Annotated in this window: 24 protein-coding genes; 9 read left to right on the top strand and 15 right to left on the bottom strand. The window is 75.0% G+C overall.

The features are described from left to right. Positions 1 to 15: 15 nt before the first annotated feature. Positions 16 to 1,407 carry a glycoside hydrolase family 26 protein gene (locus ACZ7JZ_RS06390; protein ID WP_470933814.1) on the top strand — a complete coding sequence of 464 codons (1,392 nt, stop codon included), beginning with the start codon at positions 16 to 18 and terminating at the stop codon, positions 1,405 to 1,407. A 26-nt stretch (positions 1,408 to 1,433) separates the two neighbouring features. On the opposite strand, the gene ACZ7JZ_RS06385 is transcribed toward ACZ7JZ_RS06390, so the two are convergent. The 9 genes from ACZ7JZ_RS06385 to ACZ7JZ_RS06345 form a co-directional block, all read right to left on the bottom strand. Beyond that, positions 1,434 to 2,606 carry a GNAT family N-acetyltransferase gene (locus tag ACZ7JZ_RS06385; RefSeq protein WP_470933812.1) on the bottom strand — a complete coding sequence of 391 codons (1,173 nt, stop codon included), beginning with the start codon at positions 2,604 to 2,606 and terminating at the stop codon, positions 1,434 to 1,436. After that, positions 2,603 to 3,376, bottom strand: a complete 774-nt coding sequence (locus ACZ7JZ_RS06380; protein WP_470933810.1) for a YveK family protein — start codon at positions 3,374 to 3,376, stop codon at positions 2,603 to 2,605. Before ACZ7JZ_RS06380 ends, ACZ7JZ_RS06385 begins: the two co-directional genes overlap by 4 nt. Positions 3,377 to 3,384: 8 nt before the next feature. Beyond that, positions 3,385 to 4,575, bottom strand: a complete 1,191-nt coding sequence (locus ACZ7JZ_RS06375; RefSeq protein ID WP_470933808.1) for a glycosyltransferase — start codon at positions 4,573 to 4,575, stop codon at positions 3,385 to 3,387. Then, positions 4,572 to 5,351 carry a polysaccharide deacetylase family protein gene (locus tag ACZ7JZ_RS06370; RefSeq protein ID WP_470933806.1) on the bottom strand — a complete coding sequence of 260 codons (780 nt, stop codon included), beginning with the start codon at positions 5,349 to 5,351 and terminating at the stop codon, positions 4,572 to 4,574. The genes ACZ7JZ_RS06375 and ACZ7JZ_RS06370 overlap by 4 nt, the downstream gene beginning before the upstream one ends. After that, entirely contained in the window at positions 5,341 to 7,170 is a 1,830-nt protein-coding gene (murJ, locus tag ACZ7JZ_RS06365; RefSeq protein WP_470933804.1) for a murein biosynthesis integral membrane protein MurJ, read from the bottom strand. The genes ACZ7JZ_RS06370 and murJ overlap by 11 nt, the downstream gene beginning before the upstream one ends. Next, positions 7,167 to 8,576: an O-antigen ligase family protein gene (locus ACZ7JZ_RS06360; RefSeq protein ID WP_470933802.1), complete on the bottom strand. Its 1,410-nt coding sequence runs from the start codon at positions 8,574 to 8,576 to the stop codon at positions 7,167 to 7,169. Before ACZ7JZ_RS06360 ends, murJ begins: the two co-directional genes overlap by 4 nt. 2 nt (positions 8,577 to 8,578) lie before the next feature. Next, positions 8,579 to 10,102 carry an exopolysaccharide biosynthesis polyprenyl glycosylphosphotransferase gene (locus ACZ7JZ_RS06355; protein WP_470934186.1) on the bottom strand — a complete coding sequence of 508 codons (1,524 nt, stop codon included), beginning with the start codon at positions 10,100 to 10,102 and terminating at the stop codon, positions 8,579 to 8,581. Between the two features lie 2 nt (positions 10,103 to 10,104). After that, complete coding sequence (locus tag ACZ7JZ_RS06350; protein ID WP_470933800.1) at positions 10,105 to 11,226, bottom strand: glycosyltransferase; 1,122 nt, start codon at positions 11,224 to 11,226, stop codon at positions 10,105 to 10,107. A 95-nt stretch (positions 11,227 to 11,321) separates the two neighbouring features. Continuing rightward, entirely contained in the window at positions 11,322 to 12,434 is a 1,113-nt protein-coding gene (locus ACZ7JZ_RS06345) for a DUF3344 domain-containing protein (protein WP_470933798.1), read from the bottom strand. Positions 12,435 to 12,609: 175 nt separating this feature from the next. Here ACZ7JZ_RS06345 and ACZ7JZ_RS06340 point away from each other — a divergent pair, with 175 nt between their 5' ends. The 5 genes from ACZ7JZ_RS06340 (at position 12,610) to ACZ7JZ_RS06320 (ending at position 15,886) form a co-directional block, all read left to right on the top strand. Then, positions 12,610 to 12,864: a chaplin gene (locus ACZ7JZ_RS06340; RefSeq protein WP_470933796.1), complete on the top strand. Its 255-nt coding sequence runs from the start codon at positions 12,610 to 12,612 to the stop codon at positions 12,862 to 12,864. Between the two features lie 164 nt (positions 12,865 to 13,028). Continuing rightward, positions 13,029 to 13,430, top strand: a complete 402-nt coding sequence (locus ACZ7JZ_RS06335; RefSeq protein WP_470933794.1) for a rodlin — start codon at positions 13,029 to 13,031, stop codon at positions 13,428 to 13,430. A gap of 299 nt (positions 13,431 to 13,729) precedes the next feature. Beyond that, on the top strand, positions 13,730 to 13,963 hold the full coding sequence (locus ACZ7JZ_RS06330) for a chaplin (RefSeq protein WP_470933792.1): 234 nt from the start codon (positions 13,730 to 13,732) through the stop codon (positions 13,961 to 13,963). Positions 13,964 to 14,091: 128 nt separating this feature from the next. Continuing rightward, entirely contained in the window at positions 14,092 to 15,348 is a 1,257-nt protein-coding gene (locus tag ACZ7JZ_RS06325; protein WP_470933790.1) for a chaplin, read from the top strand. A gap of 196 nt (positions 15,349 to 15,544) precedes the next feature. After that, positions 15,545 to 15,886, top strand: a complete 342-nt coding sequence (locus tag ACZ7JZ_RS06320) for a hypothetical protein (protein ID WP_470933788.1) — start codon at positions 15,545 to 15,547, stop codon at positions 15,884 to 15,886. A 170-nt stretch (positions 15,887 to 16,056) separates the two neighbouring features. Here ACZ7JZ_RS06320 and ACZ7JZ_RS06315 read toward each other — a convergent pair whose 3' ends face one another. Together ACZ7JZ_RS06315 and ACZ7JZ_RS06310 are read right to left on the bottom strand one after the other, a co-directional pair. Further along, positions 16,057 to 16,296, bottom strand: a complete 240-nt coding sequence (locus tag ACZ7JZ_RS06315) for a chaplin (protein WP_470933786.1) — start codon at positions 16,294 to 16,296, stop codon at positions 16,057 to 16,059. 135 nt (positions 16,297 to 16,431) lie between these two features. After that, positions 16,432 to 17,115, bottom strand: coding sequence for a hypothetical protein (locus ACZ7JZ_RS06310; RefSeq protein WP_470933784.1), 684 nt, complete (start codon positions 17,113 to 17,115; stop codon positions 16,432 to 16,434). Between the two features lie 305 nt (positions 17,116 to 17,420). Between ACZ7JZ_RS06310 and ACZ7JZ_RS06305 the strand changes: the two genes are divergently transcribed. After that, positions 17,421 to 17,831, top strand: a complete 411-nt coding sequence (locus ACZ7JZ_RS06305) for a rodlin (RefSeq protein WP_470933782.1) — start codon at positions 17,421 to 17,423, stop codon at positions 17,829 to 17,831. Between the two features lie 113 nt (positions 17,832 to 17,944). Here ACZ7JZ_RS06305 and ACZ7JZ_RS06300 read toward each other — a convergent pair whose 3' ends face one another. Continuing rightward, on the bottom strand, positions 17,945 to 18,592 hold the full coding sequence (locus tag ACZ7JZ_RS06300) for a vitamin K epoxide reductase family protein (RefSeq protein ID WP_470933780.1): 648 nt from the start codon (positions 18,590 to 18,592) through the stop codon (positions 17,945 to 17,947). A gap of 283 nt (positions 18,593 to 18,875) precedes the next feature. Here ACZ7JZ_RS06300 and ACZ7JZ_RS06295 point away from each other — a divergent pair, with 283 nt between their 5' ends. Beyond that, complete coding sequence (locus ACZ7JZ_RS06295) at positions 18,876 to 19,736, top strand: DUF6227 family protein (protein WP_470933778.1); 861 nt, start codon at positions 18,876 to 18,878, stop codon at positions 19,734 to 19,736. Positions 19,737 to 19,774: 38 nt separating this feature from the next. Here the strand turns inward: ACZ7JZ_RS06295 and pfkB are convergent, their stop codons facing one another. The 3 genes from pfkB to ACZ7JZ_RS06280 all read right to left on the bottom strand — a co-directional run bounded on the left by pfkB (position 19,775) and on the right by ACZ7JZ_RS06280 (position 23,203). Continuing rightward, the gene (gene pfkB, locus ACZ7JZ_RS06290) at positions 19,775 to 20,716 is read right to left on the bottom strand and encodes a 1-phosphofructokinase (protein ID WP_470933776.1); all 942 of its coding nucleotides are present in this window, start codon (positions 20,714 to 20,716) and stop codon (positions 19,775 to 19,777) included. Continuing rightward, entirely contained in the window at positions 20,713 to 21,474 is a 762-nt protein-coding gene (locus ACZ7JZ_RS06285; protein WP_470933774.1) for a DeoR/GlpR family DNA-binding transcription regulator, read from the bottom strand. Before ACZ7JZ_RS06285 ends, pfkB begins: the two co-directional genes overlap by 4 nt. A 163-nt stretch (positions 21,475 to 21,637) precedes the next feature. After that, entirely contained in the window at positions 21,638 to 23,203 is a 1,566-nt protein-coding gene (locus ACZ7JZ_RS06280; protein WP_470933772.1) for an MFS transporter, read from the bottom strand. Between the two features lie 62 nt (positions 23,204 to 23,265). Between ACZ7JZ_RS06280 and ACZ7JZ_RS06275 the strand changes: the two genes are divergently transcribed. Continuing rightward, complete coding sequence (locus ACZ7JZ_RS06275) at positions 23,266 to 24,294, top strand: helix-turn-helix transcriptional regulator (protein ID WP_470933770.1); 1,029 nt, start codon at positions 23,266 to 23,268, stop codon at positions 24,292 to 24,294. Positions 24,295 to 24,313 lie beyond the last annotated feature (19 nt).

The raw sequence follows: 24,313 nt of genomic DNA, 5'->3' as shown, positions 1-24,313 counted from the left end.
AGCTCAGGAGACGCCATGCCCAAACCACGCCGCAGACTGGTGTGCACCTGCATCGGCACGGTCACGGCCGGGCTGCTCGCCACGGGTGCCGCGATCGCCGCCCCCGAGGACGAGGCCGCCCGGTCTTCGGGAACCGCAGTGGGTGCCTACCTCCACTACGGGGCACCGGGCGTGGCCCGGATGCAGCAGCTGTCCGCCTGGCTGGGCGGCCGCGAACTGCGCGTGGGTCACACCTACTTGCCCGGCGACCTGTGGGCCAACATCGAGGGCAAGTCCGAGTTCGTCCGGGACTGGGCCGAATGGCGCCGGGCGAAGGAGGACCGGCTGTTCGTCCTGAACGTGCCGATGCAGGAGCGCAACGAGGCCGGGGTCCCGGACCACGAGGTAGCCCGGCTGATCCGGGCCGGCGCCGAGGGCCGCTTCGACCGGCACTTCACGAAGCTCGCCGAGCGCCTGGTCTCCCTGGGCGTCCCGGACACGGTGATCGTGCTCGGCTGGGAGATGAACGGCATCACCTACACCCACCGGTGCGCGCCCGACCCGGAGAACTGGAAGGCGTACTGGCGGCGCATCGTGACGGCGATGCGCGCGGTCCCCGGACAGCAGTTCCGCTTCGACTTCGCCCCGAACCGCGGTACGGACGCCATCGGCTGGACCCGCTGCTACCCCGGCGACGACGTGGTCGACATCATCGGGATGGACTCGTACGACCAGGCGCCGGGCCGGACCTTCGACGAGCAGATCAGCCAGCCGTACGGGCTCCAGCAGCACGTGGACTTCGCGAAGGCGCACGGCAAGCAGATCTCGTACCCCGAGTGGGGGCTGTTCCGGCACGGGGACAACCCCGAGTACATGCGGCGGATGCTCGCGTGGATCGAGCAGCACAAGCCGCTCTACCACACGATCACGGACTACTGCCCGCACGGCGTCTGGCAGTGCAGCCAGAACCCGCGCTCCTCCAAGGTCTTCAAGGACTCCCTGACGGTCCGCCCCGGCCCGGTGGTCCCGAGCCCGGTGGTCCCGAGCCCGGTCGTGCCCAGCCCGGTGGTCCCCAGCCCTGTGGTCCCGAGCCCGGTGGTCCCCAGCCCGGTGGTCCCGAGCCCGGTCGTCCCCAGCCCGGTGGCCCCGAGCCCCGCCCTGCCGAGCCCGGTCGTTCCGAGCCCCGTGGTCCCCAGCCCGGTCGTCCCGAGCCCCGTGGTCCCGAGCCCCGGCGTCTCCGTGCCGCCCGTGTTCCCGCCGAAGCCGGTCGAGCCCCCGGAGCCGCCGAAGCCGCCGGTGCCGCCCGCCAACCGCAAGGAGTGGTGCGTCCCCGTCGACTTCAGCGACTGGCTGTCCAAGCTGGTGGGCAGGCAGAAGGTCTGCGTCAGCGTCGACTGGGACGCGGACGACAAGTACTGGCCCTTCTAGCAGGCCCGCCGGCACGGCTCCGCCCATCAGTGCCTCGCACCGTCCGCACGCCACTCGTTGATCCGGTTCCGCCAGTCGCGGGCGGCGGGCAGCGCCTCCCTCAGGGCGCTGACCGCCCGCTCGCGACCGGTCAGCTGGGACTCGTACAGGCGCAGGAGCGGCAGGTGCGAGCTGCGGGCCAGCAGGAACCGCCGGTTGACCACGGTCTCGGGGCGCCAGTGGTTCTTGTACGGCTCGTTGCCCCGCAGCAGGCTCAGCACGCCCCGGCCCTCCGCCTGGGCGTGCCGGGCCTCGTGGCGCAGCAGCATCGTGGCCACGTCCACCTTCTTCGCCCGCAGCTCCGGGTCGGCCCCGTACAGGTAACCGCCGCTGAGCCCCGGCGACATGAGGGTGACGGTCGCGGCCACCACCCGGCCCTCCAGCCGGAACTCCGTCAGCCGGGCGTCGCCGCTGCGCACCATCCGCCGGGTGGCCCGGGTCAGGTGCTCGGCGAAGCGGGGCCGCAGGTGCTCGGGGGTCACCCCGCGCCCCCGCCACTGCTTCTCGTGCAGCCGCAGCATCGTCTTCACCGTGCCCGGCACCTCGTGCTCCGAGACCTGGTGCTCCTCGATGCCCAGCGCGTCGATCTTGCGGACCTTCGCGCGGGTGCGCTGCGCCCCGGAGGACGGCATCCGCTTGACCAGCTCGTCGAAGGGCACGACGGGGAACTCCGCGCAGGAGGAGTCCTGGAGGCTGCCGGTGATCCCCGGCCAGGCCTCGGCCAGCCGCTCCACGGCGGCCCCCGGCCGCACCTCCCGGAGGTCCACCACCGCGCCCCGCGCGGCCTCGTGCAGCCCGCCGGCGAGCGCGGGCAGCACCTCGGCGGCGTACCGCTCGTCGGCGAGTACGTCGAAGTAGTCGGTGATCCCGCCGCCCAGCGGGACCAGCAGCGGCAGCGGCCGGTGCACCAGCATCAGCGGGGCCGCGCCGACGAGCACCCCGGCCCGCCGGACCAGGACGATCCGCAGCCGCCCCTCCTTGCCGTACGACAGCCACCAGGAGTGGAGCCAGGCGTGGCTCTGGAAGGGCGTGGCGCTCGGACAGCCGCGCAGCAGCCGGTTCCACGCCTCCTCCAGCCCGGCGAACTGCCTCGGGTCCCGGCACAGGGTCACCGACAGCTCCCGGGGCCCGCGGGGCGCCCCCGTGGAGCACGTGGTCATCGCACCGGCTCCTTCACGGCGGCGGCCGCGGCGGCTTCGGCGGCCCCGCCCTGGGCGGGGGCGGGCAGGCTGGTGTGTGCGGCGGGGGCCGGCCGGGGACCGGCGGCGGCCGCGGCGGGCTCCTGGCGGCGGGCCCGGGGCAGCGCCAGCAGGGCCAGTCCGCCGAGCAGCCCGCCGGCGCAGAGCCCGACGGCCCCGCTGATCGCGGCGGAGGGCGAGGCGGGGTCGGTGGGGGTGACGGCCTCGCTGAACAGCAGCAGCCGCACCCCGGTGTTCTTGGCCTGCTGGTTGCTGCTGAGGGTCAGGGCGTCGGCGACGGCGTTGGCGATGTCGGCGGCCTCGGCGGCCCGCCCGGAGGTGCCGGTGATCGCGATCATCGGGGACTCGGGGGAGGTCTCCGCCCGGACGCGGGTGCGCAGTTCGCGGGCGGGGACGCCGGCCCGCGGCTGGGCGTAGGCGAGGGTGGCCTGGCCGGTGGCGATCCGGGCGTACGCCTGGGAGAAGCCGAGGGCGGTGGCCGGGTCGGTGCCCTCGGCGGGCACGGCGACCACGTAGCCGGTGGCGGCGTACTCGGGGGCCTTCAGGACCCCGTAGGCGGTCCCCGCGGCGAGGCCGAGGACGGCGCAGGCGGGCAGCGGCCACCAGGCGGGCGGCGGGAGCAGCCGGGAGCGGGCCCTGCGGCCGCGGCGGGCGGCCGCGGCGGAGCCGGTCGCGGGGGCGGCGGGGGCGGCGGGCTTCGGATCGGCGCCGGGGGCGGCGGACTCGGCCATGTGCGTGCTCACTTCTTCGTGGAGGAGGCGGAAACGGGGGCGGGGGGCGAAGGGGGGACCGGCCGGCGCACGGGCGCGAGCGCCTGCGCGTACACGTCGAGGAGGCGTTCGGCGCTGTGGGCGATGTCGTAGCGGTGGACCACGGGCGGCGGGGGCAGGCGCGGGGCGCCGCTCTCGCGCAGCCCGCGCAGCGCGGCCGCGAGCTCGCCGGCGGCGGGGCCGATCCGGCGGGCCCCGGGGGCCTGGTCGGGGGGCAGGTCGTCGATGGCGGGGCAGGTGACGTGCAGGACGGGCAGTCCGGCGGCGAGGGCCTCGACCACCGCGAGCCCGAAGGCCTCCTCCCGGGACGGCGAGACGAACACGTCCATCGCCGAGAGCAGGGCGGGGACCCCGGGGGTGCGCCCGTCGGGCCCGTCGCCGAGCGGGTCCCGCTCCCCCAGCAGGTGGATCCGGTCGGCGGCGCCGAGCCGTCCGGCGAGCCGGCGCAGCGCCTCGCGCTCGGGCCCGTCGCCGACGAGGACGAGCCGGGCCCCGGGCAGGGCGGCCACGGCCTCGACGAGTACGTCGAACCGCTTGCCGGGGACGAGCCGGCCGACCCCGCCGGCCACGAAGGCGTCGGCGGGCAGCCCGGTCCGGGCGCGGGCGGCGGCGCGGGCCGCCGGGTCGAAGCGGAAGCGGGCGGCCTCGATGCCGTTGGGGACCACGTGGACCCGCGCGGCGGGCACCCCCCAGTCGCGCAGCCGGCCGGCGACGGTCTCGGACACGGCGACGGTGGCCGCGCCGAGCCGTTCGGTGGCCAGGTAGAGGCGGCGGACCCCCGGGGACAGCGGCCGGCCCTCGATCTCGGCCTCGCCGAGGGAGTGCTCGGTGGCCACGGTCGCGCCCACGCCCGCGACCCGGGCCGCGAGCCGCCCGTACACGCAGGCGCGGTAGAGGTGGGTGTGGACGAGGTCGTAGCGGCCGCGGCGCATGAAGGAGGCCAGCCGCGGCAGGGCGCGCAGGTCGCGGTTGCCGCGCATCCCGAGGTTGACCACGCGCACGCCGTCGCTGCGCAGGCCCTCGGCGACCGGTCCGGGGTTGGTGAGGGTGAGCACGTCGCAGCGCATCGGGAGGTGGCGCAGCAGCAGCCGCAGCTGCTGTTCGGCCCCGCCGACCCCGAGGCCGGTGATGACGTGCAGGATCTTCGGGGTCCCGGTCACCGGCGGGCCCCCCGCAGGGACTTGAGCCCGTACCGCAGCCGCTTGGCGCGCATCCGCAGGTCGCGGTCGGCCTGGCTGACGTGGGTGCGGGGCAGGGCGTACGGGCCGCCGAGCCGGCCGGCGTCGATGGCGCAGGCGTAGGAGTAGCCGGCGGTGCGGGCGGCGGCGGCGACGCGGCGGTCGACGAATCCGTACGGGTAGCAGAAGCCCTCGGGGGCGGTGCCGGTGATCTCGCGCAGGGCCTCGCGGCTGCCGGCGAGCTCCTGTTCCAGCACGTCGTCGGGGACGGCGGTCAGATCGCGGTGGAGGAGCCCGTGGGAGCCGATCTCCACCCCGGCGGCGGCCGTCTCGCGGATCCCGTCGGCGGTCAGCAGGGGCTTGCGGGGGCCCAGCGGGTCCCAGACGTTGTCGGAGCCGAGCCGGCCGGGCAGGACGAAGAGGGTGGCGGTGCATTCGTAGCGGCGCAGCAGCGGCAGGGCGTGCGCGGGGAAGTCGGCGTAGCCGTCGTCGAAGGTCAGCCCGACCAGCCCGGCCCCGGTCCCGGCGGAGCGGGCGGCGCGCAGCTCCGCGACGGAGACCCCGCGCAGGCCCCGCGAGCGCAGCCACAGCAGCTGGGCCTCCAGGGCGGCGGGGGTGACGGTGATGCCGTACGGGTCCTCGGCCGGGTCGGTGAACTCGGCGACCGAGTGGTACATGAGCACCCAGGGCGGCCGGGGCCTGGGGGAGCGGAAGCGGCGCGCGGGCGGGGCGCCGGCGGTCGCCGTGTCAGCGGACATGACGGAACCTCTGGGTCAGGAAGGCGGGCAGGGCGTTGACCTCCATGGCCCTCATGGCCATTCCGGAGGCGACGAACATGGCGGGTACGAGCAGGCAGCCGAGGGCGGCGCTGAGCAGCGGGCTGGGGATCATCGGCCCGGCGAGCCAGCCGGTGCCGGTGGCGGCGGCCGCGGCGGCGGCGAGCCGGCCGATGCTGACGGCGACCCGGCGGACCTGGATGGCGATGACCCGGCTGCCGAGCCCGTGCAGGAGCAGGGCGGCGGCGGTGGAGATGCCGGCGGCGTTGGCGGCGGCGATCCCGTACGTGCCCCACCAGCCCACGGCGAAGGCCCCCGCGACGATGTTGACGAGGAGTCCCGCGGCCATGGCGGCCATCGGGAACCAGGTCGGCTTGGCGGTGGCGAAGAAGGGCCGGCTGAGCGCGCCGACCAGGCAGTGGCCGAGCAGCCCGAGGGCGTACACGCGCATGATCCCGGCGGTGGCGAGGGTGTCCTCGTGGGTGAACGCGCCGCGTTCGAAGAGGACTTGGATGATCTGCGGGGCGTAGCCGATGACGAGGGCGGTGCCCATGAGCACGGCCAGGGAGGCCAGGGCGAGGTCCTGCTCGACGCGGCGCCGGGCCTTCTCGCGCTCCCCTGCGGCCATGGCCTGGGCGACCACGGGGAAGGTGACGGTGCAGATCATCAGGGAGAGCACCATCGGCATCTGCGCGACCTTCTGCGCGTAGTTGAGGTGCGAGATGGCGCCCGGTTCGAGGGAGGCGGCGAGGAAGCGCTCGACGAGCACCTGCGACTGCCGGAAGACGGCGAAGATGATGACGGGGGCGAGGACCCCGAGGGCGAGCAGGGTGGGCCGGTCGCGGTCCCGCTCGTGCCGGGCGGCCCGGCGGGCGTGCGGGGCTCCGAGGCCCACGTGCTTCAGGAATCCGGGGAGCTGGACGAGGATCATCAGCAGTCCGCCGGCGGCCACCCCGGCGGCCGCGGCCCGCACCCCCCACACGCTGTGCAGGGCGAGCATGGTGGCGATGATCCCGACGTTGTACGCGACGTAGATCGCGGCCGGGGGCAGGTAGCGGCGGTGGGCGCGCAGCCCGGCGCTGAAGTACCCGGCGATCCCGAAGGTCAGCACGGTCAGGGCGGTCAGGCGGGTGCACTGGACGGCGAGGTCCGGGTCCGGCAGTCCGGGGGCGAGGACCGCGACCACGAGGGGCGCGGCGACCACCAGGACGAGGGCCACGCCGGCCAGTACGAGGGCGAGCCGGGGCAGGGTGGCGCCGACGAGCAGCCGGACGGGGTCCTGGGCCCGCGCCTCGCGGCGGGTGAGCCCGGCCCGGCCGGCGGCCCGCCGCGCCAGCGCGTGGCTGAAGGCGGGGACCATCAGCAGGGCCATCGCGTCCTCGATCAGCAGGGTCGAGGCCATCTCGGGGACGGTCCACGCGATGAGGAAGGCGTCGCTGTCGTGGCCCGCGCCGAAGAGGTGGGCGATGGTCTGGTCGCGCAGCAGTCCGAGCACGGCGCCGGCCGCGGTCATCACGGCGGTGACCGCGGCCGCCTTGGCCAGGAAGCGCCCGAGCGGCGCGGGCCCGTCGGGCTTCCCGTCGGGGGACCCGTCCCCGGGGGGCGGTCCGCCCGGTGCGCCGGCCTCCGGCTCCAGGCGCTCGGACCCGGCCCGGGCCGGGCCGGGGCCGGGCGGCCCGGGGCGGCCCAGCTCCTTGAAGGGCAGCACCGGGCCGGCCGGGGGGCGCTCCGGCCCGGCCGGGCGCGGCGGGCCCCCGGCCGGGAGCCGCTGGATGCCCATGGCGGGCGTGGTGTCGGTCACCGGCCCGCCGGGGCCGCCGCGCGGGCCGGGCGGGGCCGGGGGGCGGGGCGGGACTGGAGGGGCAGGGGGGCCGGCTGAGGGTCGGCGGAGCCGAGGCCCCACCAGGCCGCGAGGCCGATGACCACACCGGTGAGGACGGTGGAGGGGCCGCCGATGTCGGCGTACAGGAAGTCGGTGAGCTGCCAGGCGAGCAGGCCGGTGGCGACCAGCCCGCAGTCGCGCGCCCGGCGGGCGGCGGGGTCGGGGGCGAGGAGCCGGCGGACCCCGGCGACCAGCAGGACGGCCCAGCCGCCGGCGAGGGCGGTGAGCCCGATCAGCCCCTGCTCGCTGAGGACCAGGAGGTACATGTTGTGCGGGGACAGCAGGGGCTGGCGTACGTAGCCCTGGCCGGCGCCCGCGGTGTCGCTGCCGGAGGACAGGCCGAGGGTGGCGTGCCCGTCGCGGTGGGCGGGGAAGCCCTTGAGGCCGACGCCGGTGGCGGGCCGCTCCTGCCACATCGCCCCGGCGGCGGCCCACATGGTGTACCGGTCGGTGACGGACTGGTCGGGGGCGGAGCCGACCTGGGTGATGCTGGCGAGCCGCTCGGCCATCATCGCGGAGCCGACCCCGAAGCCGCCGACGAGCACGACCCCGGCGGCGACGAGCACGGCGAGCACGCGGACGGCCCGGCGGATCCCGGCCAGCACCATCACGGCGAGCGCGGCGGCCGCGGTGGCGATCCACGCACCCCGGCTGAAGGACAGGACGAGCGGGACGACGAGGGCGAGCGAGGCGGCCGTGGCGGCCGTGCGCAGCCGCCGGGACACGGAGCCCTCGGGGGCGAGGGCGACGGCGCTCGCGGCGATCAGCCCGTACGCGACGACGGTGGCCATGCCCATCACGTCGCCGGGCCCGAAGGTGCCGACGGCGCGGATGTCCTCGCCCTGGTAGGAGGCCCCGGTGTGGGTGGCGTACTGGACCACGCCGACGGCCCCCTGGACCAGGGCCAGCACCACGAAGCACGCGGCGGCCAGCCGGAATTCGCGCGCGTCCCGAACGAGCAGCACCACGGCCGCCGGGACCAGCACGAACACCTGGAGGTAGCGCACGAACCCGGGCAGTGCGGCGTACGGGTCCCCGGCGGTGGCCGTGGCGACCGCGAGGCCCACGGCGGGCAGGCCCAGCACCACGGCGGCGAGCGGGGTGAGCACCCGCACCCGGCCCCGCAGCGCCTGGACGGCGCACACCCCGACCAGCAGCAGCGAGGCCGCGTCGGCGGGGCCGACCTTGCCGGAGGCGGTGGCGTCGCCGGCGGGCAGCGGGAGCAGCAGGAGCAGGACGGTGGCGGCGAGCGGCAGCAGCGGCCAGTGGTCGCGCAGCAGCCGGGCGGCGGGCCCGGGCGGTGCGGCGGGCGCGAGTCTGCTCATGGTTAGCTGCCCCCCAGCCGGAAGCGGAAGAAGGAGGCGGCGGTCCGGGCCAGGATCCACAGGTCCTGCCGGAGCGACCAGGTGTCGATGTAGTGGTTGTCGAAGCGGGCCCGGTCCTCGATGGAGGTGTCCCCGCGCAGTCCGTTGATCTGGGCCAGCCCGGTGATGCCGACGGGCATCCGGTGGCGAGCCTCGTACCCGGGGTGCAGGCTGCTGAACTTGGCGACGAAGAAGGGCCGTTCGGGCCGCGGACCGACCAGGCTCATGTCACCCCGTACGACGTTCCACAGCTGGGGCAGCTCGTCGAGGGAGGACTTGCGCAGGAAGCTGCCGACGGGTCCCATCCGGTGGTCGTTCGCCACGGTCCAGCGGGTCGCCGACTCGTGCTCGTCGGCGGGGCGCAGCGTGCGGAACTTCAGCAGGGTGAACGGGCGCCCGTACAGGCCGACCCGCTCCTGCCGGAAGATCACCCCGGGCCCGTCGGAGAGCCGTACGGCAGCGGCGCACAGCGCCATCACCGGGGCCGCGCACAGCAGCGCGGCCAGGGCGAGGGAGGAGTCCATCAGCCGCTTGACGCGCCGCTCCACCGGCCGGGCCGGGCGGGGCAGCAGCGGCTGTACGGCGTAGCCCCACAGCTGGTCGTCGGGCTGGGCCACGCGCATCCCGGTGACCTTCGCGGTGCCCGCCGGGTCGACGAGCCACATCCGGCAGCCGTGGTCGTGGAAGAGCCGCACCAGGGCGGCGGTGCGCTCGTCGGCCTCGGGGGGCCGGGTGAACACGGCCTCGCGCACGGAGTTCTGGATGACGGCGCGGCGCACGTCCTCGTGGGTGGCCAGGGCCGGCAGGCCGCCGCCCTCGCCCTCCCCCGCCGGGCCCGGGTCGGCCAGCCCGACCGGCCGCAGCCCGTACTCGGGCCGCCCCTGGAGGGCGGCGGCCACGGCCCGCGCGCCCGCCCCGGGCCCGACGACCAGCGCCGACCGCGGCCGGCGCACCGCCGTACGGCGCCACAGCAGGTGGACGGCCCCGCGCCCGGCGCAGGCCAGGAGGGACTGGAGGGCGACGGCGGCGGCCAGGGCGCCCCAGCCCAGCGCGTGGCGGGGGCCGAGGGCCGCGGCCACGGCCGCGGCGGCGCACCAGAGCACCGCGGACCGGCCGGCCAGGGCGGGGAGTTCGAGGAGGGCCGAGGGGGAGAGCCGGGGCCGGTAGAGCCCGGCCTGCGCGTGCAGGGCGGCCAGCGCCACCGCGAGCGGCCCGGCGGCCTGCAGCTGCCAGGCGGGCCCCGGTACGGCCGCCGCGGTCGCCGCCGCGGCCAGCACGTCGGCGCCGAGCAGCGGGAGGACCCCGCCGCGGCGGCGCACCCGCTGCGGCCGCACGGCGGACCGGGCCTGTTCGGCCTGCGGGGCGCGGGGCGGGTGGATCGAGGCCGCGGCCGGGCGTACGGCGGTGGCGTGGGCGGCCCCGGCCGCCGGTGCCGCGGCGGGTCCGGCGCCCTGGCGGCCGGTGTGCCGCGCGTGTGCGCTCTCCATGGTCATCGGCTGTTGCGCTCCTCGGTCAAGGGCCGGGGCCGGCCCAGCAGTTCGTGGTACAGGCCGGTGACCGCGGCCGCGGTGCGCCGCACGTCGAACTCCGTACGCGCGTGCTCCTGGGCCTGGCGCCCCAGCGTGTCGAGCAGCCGCGGTTCCGCGAGGAGCCGGCCCAGCGCCTTGGCCAGCGCCGTCGGGTCCTCCGGCGGTACCAGGCACAGCTGCGCCTGGCCGGGCGGCAGGCTCTCGCGCGCACCGCTGACGTCCGACACCACGACCGGGCGGCCGCACGCCATGGCCTCCAGCGGGGCGAGCGCCATGCCCTCCCACCGCGACGGCAGTACAACGAGATCGGCGGCCTGAAGCCACGGCCTGATGTCCGCGGCGGCTCCCGCGAACAGCACCCCGGGCGGGGCGCTCTGGCGCAGCCGTTCGGCGTCCGGGCCGTCCCCGACCAGCACGAGCCGGGCGCTGGGGGCGTGGGCGGTGACCTCCCGCCAGGCCCGCAGCAGGACGTCCTGGCCCTTCTGCTGGCACAGGCGTCCGACGCAGACGGCGAGGGGGCCCTGCGGGGAGGACTGGGAGAGCAGCGGCAGGGCGGCGCGCGCGGCGCAGCGCTCGTCCCCGCCGTCGGGGCGGAACCGGTCGAGGTCGACGCCGTTGCGGACCACGGACCAGCGCGCGGAGATCCCCGCGGACTCCCCGGCCCGGCGCTCGGCTTCGCTGACGCACAGCACCCGGTCGGCCCAGCGGGCGCCGAAGCGCTCCCAGCGCAGGGCGAGGGCGGCGGTGGTGCCGCCGACGGCGTCGAAGGACCAGGCGTGCGGCTGGAAGAGGGTGGGCAGGGTGCCGCGGACCGCGAGCCGGCCGGCGAGCCCGGCCTTGGCGCTGTGGGCGTGCAGCAGGCCGGGGCGGACCCGGCGCACCACGCGGGCGGCGCCGAGCACCTCGGCGGCGAGTGCGGGGCCGGGGGCCCGCCCGGCCCGCCAGGCGTGGACCTCGGCCCCGGCCTCGCGGGCGGCGGCGGCCAGCCCGCCGCCGGGCGGGCAGGCGACGACGGCCCGCAGCCCCTCGCGGGTCTGGGCCCGGACGAGGTCGGTGACCACCCGGGCGACCCCGCCGTCCACGGGCTGGACGAGGTGGAGGACGGTCAGCCGGTCCCCGGCCGACGGGTGCGTGTGAGTTTGCGAGCCTGACTGCACGTCGAACGTTCTCCGTACGTTCAGCGGCGTGCGTCTGCCTGGACGAAGAGCACGCCGAGGAAATGACCCTGGTCTTCGGCCTCGAACCTGAAGTCCAGGCCGTGGGCGCCGCCGGACAGCGCGGGAGAGAGATCGAATACGTCCGCGTCATATCCGAGACTATTCATATGATCGGGCTGCCGCTTGAATCCGGGGCGCCCGAATTCCGTGATCGTAGAATTCATCACATCATCGGAAGGATTGGCGGAATTACCGAGGCGCACCCGCCGGCCGCTGTCCGCGGTCACGCTGAGCGAATCGCCGCGCGCGCCCCGGTCCCCGTCGTAGCCGACCACCCCGGCCCGGCCCGCGGCCCCGGCCGGCACGTTCATCCCCGTCATCCGGACCGAGGCGCCGCGGCCCTCCTCCAACGCCTCGAAACCGTCCCAGAGCGACAGCTCCCGCAGCGGCTCCCTGTCGTGCTCGTAGGCCACGACGAGGGTCCAGCCGCCCCAGGCGCCGACCTCCGAGTCCCCCTTGGCGATGTTCACCTGGGCCACCGTCCACACCCCGGAGCCGTGCGCCCGCACCAGCGGGGTCACGTCCGCCGAGGCCTGGTACGCATCGCTGCCGTCGGTGTCCCGGTGCCCGATCCGGGTGTCGGCCAGTACCGCCTTGTACTTCCCGCCCGGCTCCGCGATCAGCACCCGACCGTTGTCCTCCGGCGGCTTCTGCTCCGAGACCCGCAGGTTCCCGCCCCAGTACAGCCTGGCGTACGTCACCCGGCCCCCGGCCGGGATCCGCAGCTCGGCGCGGGTCGAGTTGTAGGTGTTCGGGTCCTTGTCGAGGTCGTTGTAGAGCATGTCGTACGCCCCGTTGACCCCGTCCCCGCCCCGCCTGACCGCCCGGCACGCCGGCGCGTCCGCCTGGACGTACCAGGCGCAGCCGATGCCCGAGTTCGAGGCCCGCACCAGCCCGCCCCGCTGGACGGCGTGGTAGCGCTGCGTGAAGGGGATCCGGGCCGACTCCTCCTGCGCGGAGACCTCGTACGCCCCGGCGGAGACCGCCGGAAGTCCCGCGGAAAGCCCCAGGCAGGTGAGCGCGGCGAGGGCTCCGAAGGCCGTGCGCCCAATCGACTTCGCAGCCATCGGCATGACCCGGTCTCCAATTTCGATCAAGGCGTCAAAACAGGAGTGCACTTTGTCAGAAATCAGGGGGGAAATCACGCCGGACTCGCTCGTACGGCCTTTTGGGCGATGGCGCGCACCCTCATGCGCGGCGCGTCGTTATGGGGGTGCACCATTGTTCGAACCGAAAGGAAATGGCGACATGAAGAAGAGGCTGATGCGTGGTGCCACGCTGGCGATCGCGGGCACTGCGGTGCTGGTCGGCGGCGCGGGCATGGCCTCCGCCCACGGCGACAGCGGGGCGAGCGCCGAGGGCGTCGCCGCACACTCCCCGGGCGTCCTGAGCGGCAACCTGGTCCAGGTCCCGGTCCACGTCCCGGTGAACGTGTGTGGCAACACCGTGAACGTGATCGCCCTCCTGAACCCCGCCTTCGGCAACACCTGCGTCAACAAGTAGCCCTGGCGGCAAGGGCGGTGGAAGTGCCCGGCAGGCGCGTGGCCGCTCGCCGGGCACTTCCGCGTCCACACCGCCATCCGGGTGAACAGACGCAACCCGGACCCCGGCCGGGCAGTTGATCCGGTCGCTCCTGTACCGGGCAATCCTTCAGAAAAGGGACGACAGTGATCAAGAAGATGATGGCCTCGGCGGCGGTAGCGGCCTCCGTCGTGGGCATGGGCGCGACGCAGGCGATGGCTATCGGAAACGACGGCGGCGTCAACACCGTCAACGGCAACGGCGCCGCCCAGATCTACGGCAACCAGGCCACCTACGGGAACATGAGCCCGCAGATGGCGCTCATCCAGGGCTCCCTCAACAAGCCCTGTGTCGCGCTGCCGGTCAAGGGCAACCTGCAGTCCCTCGTGGGCCTCGTCAACGTCGGTGTCCAGGACATCCCGATCCTGTCCGCCCCGCAGACCCAGCAGTGCACCGAGAACTCCACGCAGGCGAAGGGCGACGAGCCGCTCTCCCACATCCTGCAGAACATCCCGGTGCTCTCCGGCAACGCGTCCGCCGGCAGCTGATCCAGGCAGCCCCGCGCGCACGAGGCCGCCGCGACCCCCGCGGGTCGCGGCGGCCTCGTCGTCTCGGCGGGGCCGGAATTGCCCACCCCCCAATTCCGCCCCCGCCGGCCGGCAATGATTTGCCGGAATTCACCCCCGGGGCATCGGAGTGAAATCCGGGACACTCCCCGGAAATGAGCGGTTTCTTTTCCCGGACCGGATCGTTACTAATGACGCAGCGGTGTTGACGGACAGGAAACTGTGTGCGCAGCGCGAGGGTCGTGTATGCGACATACACCTCTGCGGGAAGGAAATTCAAAATGAAGTACGCGAAGACTGCTGCAGCCGTCGCCGGTGTCCTGATGGCTGCCGGTGCGGCCACCCCGGCCATGGCCGACTCCGAGGCCCTCGGCAAGGCCGTCGGCTCCCCCGGCGTCCTCTCCGGCAACCTGGTCCAGGTCCCGGTCCACGTCCCGGTGAACGTCTGCGGCAACGCGATCTCCGTCATCGGCGCCCTGAACCCGGCCTTCGGCAACGTCTGCGTCAACGACTGACGCGAAGCCGCGTCTGCCGCCCGCAAGGGCGAACCTCCTCGGGGTGGCCTCGGAGTGCACGGCGGTGCACTCCGAGGCCACCTTGAATTCCAGCGCCGGCCAAGGAGCCGGCAGACAGGGAAGGACCCATGCGACAGGTACTGAGCCGACAGGTACTCGGCAAGGGGATGCTCACCGCCGCGGCGGCCTCGAGTCTGCTGTCACTCGGGGCGGGCGCGGCGTACGCGCACCCGGGGGCCTCGGCCGAGGCCGCGCACTCTCCGGGCGTCCTGTCCGGCAACAGCGTCTCGGTACCGGTCACGCTGTCCCCGAACGTCTGCGGCAACAGCGTGGACGGCGCCGCCATGCTCAACCCCGCGATGGGCAACGGCTGCGCGACCCACACCTCCTCCGCCCCCCGCGGCTACGGGGGATACGACTACGAGCGCCACCTCGACGAGACCACCGTCCGCGAGTACGAGCGCTACCTCGCCGAGCGGTACGAGCGCGAGCGCGCCCGCGAGCGCGAGGAGCAGCGCCAGGAGGGCTACGGCACGGGCCGCCACCGCGCGGACCGCCACGAGGGCGGGCACCACGGCGGCCACCACGGCCCCGGGTACGGGCACGAGGAGCACGACGAGGAGTGCGACGAGCCGCACGCGGGCCCCCCGCGCGCCCCCGAGCCCCGCCCGGCGCACCCGCCGCAGCCCCGGGCGGAGCCCAAGCCCCAGCCGGTGCACGAGGCCCCGCCCCCGGCGCCCGCGCCCGCGCCCAAGCCCGAGCCGAAGCCCGAACCCAAGCCCGAGCCGGTCCCCGCGCCGGTGCTGGAGGCGCCCGCCCCGGTGCCCGCACCGCTGCCGGCCCCCGCGCCCGCGCCGGAGCCGCTCCCCGCCCCGGTCCCCGTACCGCCGGTGCAGGAGGCGGAGACCCTCCCGGCCCCCGTCCCCGCGCCCGCCCCCGAGCCGGTGGCCGCGGCGCCCGTCCCCGCGCCCGCACCCGCCCCGGCGGCGGAGGCGCCCGAGCCGCGTCCCCGGCTCGGACACCAGGAGCAGCCCGCCCCCGCGGCGCCCGGCGCCCCCGTCACCCTGCCCGCCCCGGCGGCCGTGACCCCGGACACCCCCGCGGCCCCGGTGCTGGACCAGCCGCCGGCCAACCCGGCGGGCGACCGCCCGGTGGACGTCGCCGTACCGCCCGCCCCGGCCCCGGCGGCCGGCGGTCCCGCGGTGACCCCGCTCCCCGCCCCGGCCCCCGCGCCGGCCCCGCTGCCCGCCCCGCTCCCGGCCCCGGCCGCGGACGTGCCCGTACTCGCCGAGACCGGGGCGGGCGACCCGCTCACCGCGGCCGCGTTCGGCGCCGGGATCCTGCTCGGCGGCGCGATTCTCTACCGTCGCTCGCGCGTCTCCTGAAACTGGCGTTCGGCGATTCATCGGAAAAGACGGAAAGCGGGAAGGACGGCCGGAGAATCCCCTCGGGTGATTCTCCGGCCGTTTGTCATTCCGGCTCCGCGAAGAAAGCCCGGGGGACGGAGTTTCCGCACAGGACAGGAATCGTTACCCAGGTCGAAAGCGGTGCGACGGGTGCCGCTGGAGAAAGGTATTCGAAATGAAGTTCTCGAAGGCCGCCGCCGTCCTCGCCGGATCGGTGGCCGCGCTCGGCGCCGCCTCCCCCGCCATCGCCGCCGGACCGGCGGAGCTGCCCCCCATGAGCGCGACCAGCGGTCTGGCCGAGGTGCTCGACGCCCAGGCCCCCGTGGCCGAGAACCTCGGGCGGCACGTGGTGAACGCGTTCGACGAGCAGAACGCCGCGGTGGGCACGGCGCTCGGCGCGGTGGGCCGGATCAACCAGGCGAAGAACGACCTGCCCGGCGAGGCCCTCAAGACCGGCAACGCGCTCACCCAGTCCTCGCCGATGCTCGGCGGGGTGAAGCTCAACGGCGGCAGCTGAACCCGTACCGCCGCACGAAAGCCGTCCGCGCCCCCGCAGCAGGGGGCGCGGACGGCTTTCGTACGCGGGGCAGTTGTGCACGGGCCGTCGTGCACGCGGCAGGGCCCGGACACGGCTGTGGCGCCGCCGGCCGGGGGGCCGGGGCGCCACAGGCGAGCGCGACGACGAGATCAGTCGTTGACGCAGGTGTTGCCGAACGCGGGGTTCAGCAGGCCGACCAGGTTGGCGGAGTTGCCGCAGACGTTGACCGGCACGTGCACCGGGACCTGGCCCAGGTTGCCCGAGAGGACGCCGGGCGAGCCCACGGCAGCACCCTCGGCCGCGGAGTCGGCAGCGGCGGTACCGGCGGCCGCGCCCGCGGCGAGACCGGCGGTGGCCAGGACCAGGGCGGCCTTCTTGGCAGAGTTCATGGGAAGTGCACCTTCTCTTCGACGTTCTGCCCCGATCCGGGGCTCACACCGAGCGAAACGTCCCACTCTGCACGACGACACGGCTCGGGGCTCAATCAGACCTGTTCAGCCCAATCCGCGCCCCTGCGGGCGCCGTCACCACCAGGCCCCCTTGGGGACCTCCGGCAGGGCCGGGAGCTTGGGCAGGTCCGCCGGGGCCGCCGGTACGGGCGGCGCCTCCACCGGGAGGGCGGGGGCCGGCGGCAGCTCGGGCGCCGGGAGGGCGGGGGCCGGGAGCTCGGGCGCCGGCAGCTCCGGAACGTCCGGCACCTCAGGCACCTCGGGCACTGCGGGCACCTCAGGCACCTCGGGCACCGCAGGCACCTCGGGGACTTCAGGCACCTCGGGCAGCGCAGGGACCTCCGGCACGCCCGGGACCTCCGGCAGCGGCGGGAGCTTCGGGACCTCGACCGGGATCTCCGGCAGTCCGGGCAGCTCCGGGAGCGCGGGCAGCGGCGGGAGCTTGATGTCCGGCAGCGGCGGGAGCTTCGGCAGCTCGATCGGCGGCAGCTTCACCCCCGGGGGCAGCAGCCCCTCCAGGGACTTCGTCAGGCCTTCGAGGAGCTTGCCGAGGGTGGCGAGCAGGTCGTCCACGGGACCGGCCCGGTCCTCGACCCGCTGCTGTACGGGGGCGGTCCGCCCGGTCTGCCAGGCGGACCGGGCACCGGAGCCGTCGCGGTCCGCCGCCACAGCGGGGGCGGCCGCGCCGAAGACTATGGCGGCGCTGACGACCGAAGAGGCGGCGAGGACGCGGGCGCGGGACGGCTTCTTGCGGTGCATGGGTGTTCCTTTGCGCAGGATCGAGCGGCTTCGGGCGGGACGGAAGGTCCCTCACCCACCGTGTGGAACGCGACTACGGTCCGCAACAGGATCTTGGAGCGCCGCAGGTCGCCGCACCCGTGCCCGAAGCCCGTACAGGCGGCCCCGTGCCCGGCGCCCGAGCCGCGCAGGGGCGCCCGGGGGCCCGTACGAAAAGCTCCGCGCGCGCGGGCCGTTTGAGTGAAGCAGCGGAACCAACCCCGGCAACGCCCAGTTGATCAGGGCGCTCCACTAGCGGGCACTCGTGCGACAAAAGGACCAATCTCATGCTCAAGAAGATCATGGCCACCGCTGCGGTCACCGCCTCCGTGCTCGGCACAGGTGCCGCCATGGCCTCCCCCGCCCTGGCCATCGGCAACGACAACGGCATCAACACCGTCAACGGCAACGGCGCCCAGCAGGTCTACGGCAACCAGAAGACCCACGGCGACATGAGCCCGCAGCTCGGCGTGGTCCAGGGCACCCTGAACAAGCCCTGCATCGGCATCCCGGCGAAGGTCAACGCCCAGTCGATCCTGGCCCTGGTCAACGTCGGCGTCCAGGACATCCCGGTCCTCTCCGCCCCGCAGACCCAGCAGTGCACCGAGAACTCCACGCAGGCGAAGGGCGACGAGCCGCTCTCGCACATCCTCAGCAACATCCCGGTGCTCTCCGGCAACGGCGCCGTCGGCAGCTGATCACCGCTCCTCCTTCCGGTTCGGGCCGCTTGAGCCCGTGGAGCGAAGACGACGAAGCCCCGGCAGCCTCCAGCTGCCGGGGCTTCGCCCCGTTCCGGGCCCGGGTGCGCCGGTCAGCTCGTCCAGAACTCCCACCAGCGGGTCAGGACCAGCATCCCGATCACCCCGAGGTGCAGCACCGGGGGCACCCAGGGGAACTCCCCGAGGAAGGACCGCAGCCAGCGCGGGGCCGGCAGCACCTCCTCGCGGACGTTGCGCGCGAGGGTGGCCCAGAACATCAGGATCGTGGCCGTCCAGGCCAGGCAGCACCACAGGCACAGGGCGTTGATCTCGTACAGGGACTGCTGCATCAGCCAGGTGCAGAAGCCGACGCCGAAGAGCTGGCCCGCGCTCAGGCCCAGCCAGAACCAGCTGCGGTGGCGGGCGCCGGCCAGCAGGGCCGCGCCGATGCAGACCACCATCCCGTACGTCACCAGCCCGAGCATGGGGTTGGGGAAGCCGAAGACGGAGGCCTGCTCGCTCGTCATGACGCTGCCGCAGGAGACCACGGGGTTGAGGCTGCAGGCGGGCTTGAAGTCCGGGTCCTCCAGCAGGTGGAACTTGTCGAGGGTGATCACCCAGGCGGCGAGCAGTCCCGCCGCTCCCGTGACCACCAGCAGCCAGGCCAACCCGCGGTCCGCTCCGGCCTGTTCGCCTTCTTGTCGACTGCGGGGGCGGCCCTGCTGCCGGGGGATCGCCTCGTCCGCTGTTTTCGTTGCCATGGCCGCACCATACCTCCGCATTACGGCGCAGAATTGGCCAATCCGCCCTGACCTCAGGCAAGTTGGCCGGACGGGGCGTGCGGGCGGGTTGACGGGGGGTCCACGGGGGACTGACGGGGTGTCCACCGGGGGCTGACGCGGGCCGCTCCGTCTGCCGGGGCGCCACCTGCGGGAACCATCCGAAGTGGTCGTGCGTTTTCCCGAACCCGGGCCGCGGTGTCGGACCCAGGGGCTACGTTGAGCGTTCGTGGAGTGACAAACTGCGACGGGCTGGAGACCTGCGTTGAGCGATCCGAGCGACCCGAGCGACCCGTTCGAGACCACCGAGGCGCACCTGGAGCGGCTCCTCGGCCGGGCCCTGAACTCCTTCGACCTGCCCGACTCCCTGGTGGAGCGCCTGGGTTCGGCGCTGGCGCACAGCTCCTCGCTCCACTCCTCGCACCACGACCCGGCCACCGGGGTGCACCGGGAGACCTTCCGGCACACGTACCTGCTGGCCGACGGCGGCGCGGTCTCGCTGTGGGAGCTGGCGCACCGCCCGGCCGGCCCGGCGGGCCTGCGGCACGAGGTGTTCGCGGCCCGGTCGGAGCTTCACCTCGCGGTGAACCGGCTGTTCGCCGCGGAGCCGGGGCAGGCGGGGGCGCCGGACCGGGGCGCGCCCGAACTGGACTACTGCGGAGGCGACTTCGCGGCAGCGGCGGCGGAGAACGGTACGGATCCGGAAGCGGATGCGGACGGGGAGGAGCCGGAGGGCGCGGCGGCGCTGGGGGCCCTGCTGGCGCGCGGTCCCGGGCTGCCCGAGCAGCGCCGGACCTTCGCGGTCGAGGGCTCGGCGGACCATGCGCGGCGGCTGCTGCGGCGGGCGGAGAACGGGGACCGGCCGGGCGCTGCCGTGGCCCGCCTGCTGCGCTCGGCGTACGCGCACCACATCACGCAGGCCTTCGGCGGCCGGCCGGGCGCGGCGCGGACCCGGGAGCCCGGTTTCACGCTGTACGAGCACGCCTTCGTGCTGGCGGACGGCCGGGAGCTGAGCCTGTGGGAGGTCGAGCACACGGCCACGCCGGACGGCCGCCACATGTGCGAGGTGTACGCGACCGAGGCGGCCGCGCGGGAGGCCATGGAGCTGCGCGCGCGGGTGCGCTGACGGGCCGCCCGGTCCGCCCCGCCGGATGCGGAGGAGGCTCAGCGGGCGGTGAGCGGGAGGTCCAGCGGGGGGTCCGCGGTGATGCGGACCCCGGCGGGCCGGAGGTCGGCGGGGGTCGGCATGGCGCTGCCCGGCAGCTGGACGGCGGCGGCGCCGTGGGCGAGGGCCGAGGCGAGGGCCCCGGGGCCGGTGCCGCCCGCGATGAGGAACCCGGCCAGGGAGGCGTCGCCGGCGCCCACGTCGCTGCGGGGCCCGGGGGCGGGCGCGGTGCCGTAGTGGACTCCCCCGGGGCCGACGAGCAGCTGGCCGTCGGCGCCGAGGCTGGCCAGGACGGCTCCGGCGCCGCGGGAGCGGAGCTCCTCGGCGGCCCCGACGGCGTCCCCGAGGGTGGCCAGGGGGCGGCCGACGGCCTCGGCGAGCTCGTGGGCGTTGGGCTTGACCAGGTCCGGGCGGGCGGCGAGGGCCGCGGTCAGGGCGGGTCCGGAGGTGTCCAGGGCGACCCGGGCCCCGGCGGCACGCACGGCCTCGACCAGCTCCCCGTACCACTCGGGGGCGAGTCCGCGCGGGAGGCTGCCGCAGCAGGCGGTCCAGTGGGCGGCGGCGGCCTGGGTGCGGACGGTGGCGAGGAGGAGTTCCGCCTCGGCGCCGGTGAGTTCGGGTCCGGGAGCGTTGATCTTGGTGAGGGTGCCGTCGGGTTCGGCGACGGAGATGTTGGCGCGGGTGTGGCCCGCGATCGAGACGGCCGTGACGTCCACCCCGAGCCCGCCGAGGAGTTCGGCCATCAGGGCCCCGGCGGTGCCGCCGAGCGGGAGGACCGCGGTGGTGCGGCGGCCGGCGGCGGCCACGGCCCGGGAGACGTTGACCCCCTTGCCGCCCGGGTCCATCCGGTCGGCCGTGGCGCGCAGCACGGCGCCGCGCGTCAGGGCGGGGACCTCGTAGGCGCGGTCCAGGGAGGGGTTGGGGGTGACGGTGAGGATCATGCGAGCGCGACTTCCGTACCGGCGGCCTCGATCGCCGCCTGTTGGGCGGGGTCCAGCCCCGCGTCGGTGATGAGCAGGTCGATGTCGGCGAAGGAGGCGAAGCGGGCGAAGTGCTCGCGGCCCGCCTTGGCGGAGTCGGCGAGCAGGACCACGCGGCGGGCGGCGGCGACGGCGGCGCGTTTGACCGCGGCCTCGGCGAGGTCGGGGGTGGTGAGTCCGCCGGCGGCGGAGAAGCCGTTGGCGGCGAGGAAGAGGACGTCGGCGCGGATCTCCGCGTAGGCGCGCAGGGCCCAGGCGTCGACGGCGGCGCGGGTGCGGTGCCGGACCCGGCCGCCGACCAGGTGCAGTTCCAGCCCGGGGTGGGCGGAGAGCCGGGTGGCCACGGGCAGGGCGTGGGTGACCACGGTGAGGGTGGACTCGGCGGGGATGCGGGCGGCGAGGCGGGCGACGGTGCTGCCCGCGTCGAGGATGACGCTGCCGTCCGGCGGGAGCTCGGTGAGGGCGGCGGCCGCGATGCGGTCCTTCTCGGGGGCGGCGGTGGCCTCGCGCTCGGCGAGGTCCGGTTCGAACTCCAGGCTGCCGGCGGGTACGGCGCCCCCGTGCACCCGGCGCAGGAGTCCGGCCCGGTCGAGGGCCTTCAGGTCGCGGCGCACGGTCTCGGCGGTGACCTGGAACTCCCCGGCGAGGGACAGGACGTCGACGCGGCCCGCCGCGCGGGCGAGGCGGAGGATCTCCTGTCGGCGTTCCGCGGCGTACATGTGGGTTTAGTTCCGTTTCGGTCCGTTACATGTGGGTTCGCTTCCACTTTACGGGCCAAAACTAAGGAAAGTACAGAGAAACGGACATGCCCGCCGGAGGGGCGGGCATGTCCGTGAGGGGCGGGGCGGGGTTCGGCGAACCCGCGCCCGGGCGGGCCGGGTCTCAGACGGAGACCTTCTCGGGGGCCCCGCCGTCCAGGGCCTCCTCGCCGAGGGCGCCCGCCTCGGCCTCGTGGGCGACGCCCTGCCGCTGCCGGGCGGGGAGGGCGAACATCACCGAGAAGATGACCACCAGCACGCCGACGACCCACCACAGCGCCTGCTGGAAGCCCTCGGCGAAGGCCAGCGCCGGGCCGTCCTTCGGCAGCCGGTCGTCGATGACGGTGAAGAAGACCACCGAGACCAGGCCGAGGCCGAGCGCGTTGCCCATCTGGCCCGTGGTGTTGATCAGGCCGGAGGCCGAGCCGGCGTGCTCGCGGGGCACCTCGGAGAGGACCGCGTCGGTCAGCGGGGCCACGATCAGGCCCATGCCGATGCCCATCACGATCAGCGGGGCGGCCATCTGGAGCGGGGTGATCTCCAGCCCGTAGCGGCCGGACTCCCAGATGTAGAGGAGCAGTCCCGCACCCATCGTCAGGGCTCCGGCCTGGAGGACCTTGCGGCCGAAGCGGGGGACGAGCTTCTGGACGGACATGCCGGCCGCCACCGAGACGGCGATCGAGAAGGGCACGCCGGTGCCGCCCGCCTTCAGGGCGCTCCAGCCCAGGCCGACCTGCATGTACAGGGTCCACACGAGGAAGAAGATGCCGGTCGCGATGCCGAAGGTCAGCTGGACGGCGATGCCCGCGGCGAAGCTCTTGATCTTGAACAGGGAGAGCTCGACCAGCGGGGAGCCGTCCTTGCGGGTCTTGCGCCGCTCGTGCGCGAGGAAGACGGCGAAGACGGCGGGCGCGGCGGCCATGCTCACGAAGCCCCACGCCGGCCAGTCGTTCTCGCGGCCCTGCGTGAGGGGGTAGATCAGCATGACCATGCCGAGGGTGGCCAGGACCACGCCGACGAGGTCGAGACCGAGGGCCTTGGGGGCCTTGGACTCCGAGATGTAGCGCATCCCGAGGATCAGGCCGGCGATGCCGACGGGCAGGTTGATCAGGAAGATCGGGCGCCATTCGAGGCCGAAGAGGTTCCACTCGGTGAGCAGGGCGCCGAGGATCGGGCCGGACACGGCGCCGAGGCCGACGATGGCGCCGAAGATGCCGAAGACCTTGCCGCGCTCGTGGGCCGGGAAGGTGACGTGGATGATGGCGAGCACCTGGGGGACCATCATCGCGGCCATCGAGCCCTGGAGCAGCCGCGAGGCGACCAGCATCTCCTGGTTGGCCGCCAGTCCGCAGAGGGCGGAGGCGACGGTGAAACCGGCGATGCCGAAGAGGAAGAGCCGCTTGCGGCCGTAGATGTCGCCGAGGCGGCCGCCCGTGATCAGGCCGGCGGCGAAGGCGAGCGCGTAGCCCGCGGTGATCCACTGGATGGCGCTCGTGCTGGTGCCGAGGTCCTGCTGGAGGCTGGGGATCGCGATGTTGACGATCGTGACGTCGACCAGGTCCATGAAGGCGGCGGTCATGACGATGACCAGGGCCAGCCAGCGGCGGCGGTCGGCGGTACGGGCGGCCTCGTCGGCCGCGGATATCCCGGGCCCGTCGGACCCGGGCTTCTTGGACTGCTCGGTGCTCATGGGGAAGAACGTAGACCCTAAGTAGGACAGTTCGTGGCCTATTTCGCTGGCAACCTTGGTCCATGACCGACACACCGGCGCGACTGCTGACCCTGTTGTCGCTCCTCCAGACCCCGCGGGAGTGGCCCGGCCGAGAACTGGCCGAGCGTCTCGCGGTGAGCGCGCGCACCATCAGGCGGGACATCGACCGCCTGCGGGAACTGGGGTACCCCGTGGAGGCCTCGCTCGGGGCCGAGGGCGGATACCGGCTGGTCGCGGGCGCGGCCATGCCGCCGCTGCTGCTGGACGACGAGGAGGCCGTGGCCATCGCGGTCGGCCTGCGGGCCGGGGCGGGCCATGCGATCGAGGGGGTGGAGGAGGCGTCCGTACGGGCCCTGGCCAAGCTGGAGCAGGTGCTGCCGGCCCGGCTGCGGCACCGGGTCGGCGCCCTGCAGTCGGCGACGGTGCCGCTGACGCGGGGGGACGGGGCGAGCATCGATCCGCGGACGCTGACGGTGATCGCGGGCGCGGTGGCGGGGCGGGAGCGGCTGCGGTTCGCGTACCGGGCCGGGGACGGGGCGGCCTCGAAGCGGCTCGTCGAGCCGTACCGGCTGGTGTCGACGGGGTGGCGGTGGTACCTGGCCGCGTACGACGCGGACCGGGAGGACTGGCGGACGTTCCGGGTGGACCGGATCAGTGAGCCGTTCGCGACGGGGGCGCGGTTCGCTCCGCGGGAGGTGCCGTTGGGGGATGTGGCGGCGTACGTCGCCCAGGCGGTGCGGGGGCGGCAGACGGGCCCGTACCGGGTGGACGTGGCGTTCCGCGCCAGCGCGGAGGAGGTGGCGGCGGTCATCCCGGCCTGGCTGGGCACACCGGAGCCGGATCCGGACGGGGGTGTGGGTGTGGGTGTGGGTGTGGGTCCCGGTCCGGATGCGGATGCGGGTGGGGGTCCGGGGTGTCGGCTGCGGTTCGACACGTCGGACGCGATGGAGTGGGTGGCCGTCCGGCTGGCCATGACCGGTCTCCCCTTCACCGTCGTGTCGCCCGCGGAACTGGCGGACGCGGCCAGCGGGCTCGGCTCCCGCCTGACCGCCGCAGCCGCCGCCCACTAACCGCACCGGGCCCCGGCCC

Source organism: Streptomyces sp. NPDC038213, assembly GCF_055600495.1.
Note: the sequence above shows the minus strand (reverse complement) of the source record. Positions and strands in the feature narration are given on the sequence as shown.

Bases quoted from the DNA above. Each gene is read 5' to 3' on its own strand.
- ACZ7JZ_RS06390 (WP_470933814.1), top strand. From the start codon at position 16: ATGCCCAAACCACGCCGCAGACTGGTGTGCACCTGCATCGGCACGGTC.
- ACZ7JZ_RS06385 (WP_470933812.1), bottom strand. From the start codon at position 2,606: ATGACCACGTGCTCCACGGGGGCGCCCCGCGGGCCCCGGGAGCTGTCG.
- ACZ7JZ_RS06380 (WP_470933810.1), bottom strand. From the start codon at position 3,376: ATGGCCGAGTCCGCCGCCCCCGGCGCCGATCCGAAGCCCGCCGCCCCC.
- ACZ7JZ_RS06370 (WP_470933806.1), bottom strand. From the start codon at position 5,351: ATGTCCGCTGACACGGCGACCGCCGGCGCCCCGCCCGCGCGCCGCTTC.
- ACZ7JZ_RS06360 (WP_470933802.1), bottom strand. From the start codon at position 8,576: ATGAGCAGACTCGCGCCCGCCGCACCGCCCGGGCCCGCCGCCCGGCTG.
- ACZ7JZ_RS06355 (WP_470934186.1), bottom strand. From the start codon at position 10,102: ATGGAGAGCGCACACGCGCGGCACACCGGCCGCCAGGGCGCCGGACCC.
- ACZ7JZ_RS06345 (WP_470933798.1), bottom strand. From the start codon at position 12,434: ATGCCGATGGCTGCGAAGTCGATTGGGCGCACGGCCTTCGGAGCCCTC.
- ACZ7JZ_RS06340 (WP_470933796.1), top strand. From the start codon at position 12,610: ATGAAGAAGAGGCTGATGCGTGGTGCCACGCTGGCGATCGCGGGCACT.
- ACZ7JZ_RS06330 (WP_470933792.1), top strand. From the start codon at position 13,730: ATGAAGTACGCGAAGACTGCTGCAGCCGTCGCCGGTGTCCTGATGGCT.
- ACZ7JZ_RS06325 (WP_470933790.1), top strand. From the start codon at position 14,092: ATGCGACAGGTACTGAGCCGACAGGTACTCGGCAAGGGGATGCTCACC.
- ACZ7JZ_RS06320 (WP_470933788.1), top strand. From the start codon at position 15,545: ATGAAGTTCTCGAAGGCCGCCGCCGTCCTCGCCGGATCGGTGGCCGCG.
- ACZ7JZ_RS06315 (WP_470933786.1), bottom strand. From the start codon at position 16,296: ATGAACTCTGCCAAGAAGGCCGCCCTGGTCCTGGCCACCGCCGGTCTC.
- ACZ7JZ_RS06310 (WP_470933784.1), bottom strand. From the start codon at position 17,115: ATGCACCGCAAGAAGCCGTCCCGCGCCCGCGTCCTCGCCGCCTCTTCG.
- ACZ7JZ_RS06305 (WP_470933782.1), top strand. From the start codon at position 17,421: ATGCTCAAGAAGATCATGGCCACCGCTGCGGTCACCGCCTCCGTGCTC.
- ACZ7JZ_RS06300 (WP_470933780.1), bottom strand. From the start codon at position 18,592: ATGGCAACGAAAACAGCGGACGAGGCGATCCCCCGGCAGCAGGGCCGC.
- pfkB (WP_470933776.1), bottom strand. From the start codon at position 20,716: ATGATCCTCACCGTCACCCCCAACCCCTCCCTGGACCGCGCCTACGAG.
- ACZ7JZ_RS06285 (WP_470933774.1), bottom strand. From the start codon at position 21,474: ATGTACGCCGCGGAACGCCGACAGGAGATCCTCCGCCTCGCCCGCGCG.
- ACZ7JZ_RS06280 (WP_470933772.1), bottom strand. From the start codon at position 23,203: ATGAGCACCGAGCAGTCCAAGAAGCCCGGGTCCGACGGGCCCGGGATA.
- ACZ7JZ_RS06275 (WP_470933770.1), top strand. From the start codon at position 23,266: ATGACCGACACACCGGCGCGACTGCTGACCCTGTTGTCGCTCCTCCAG.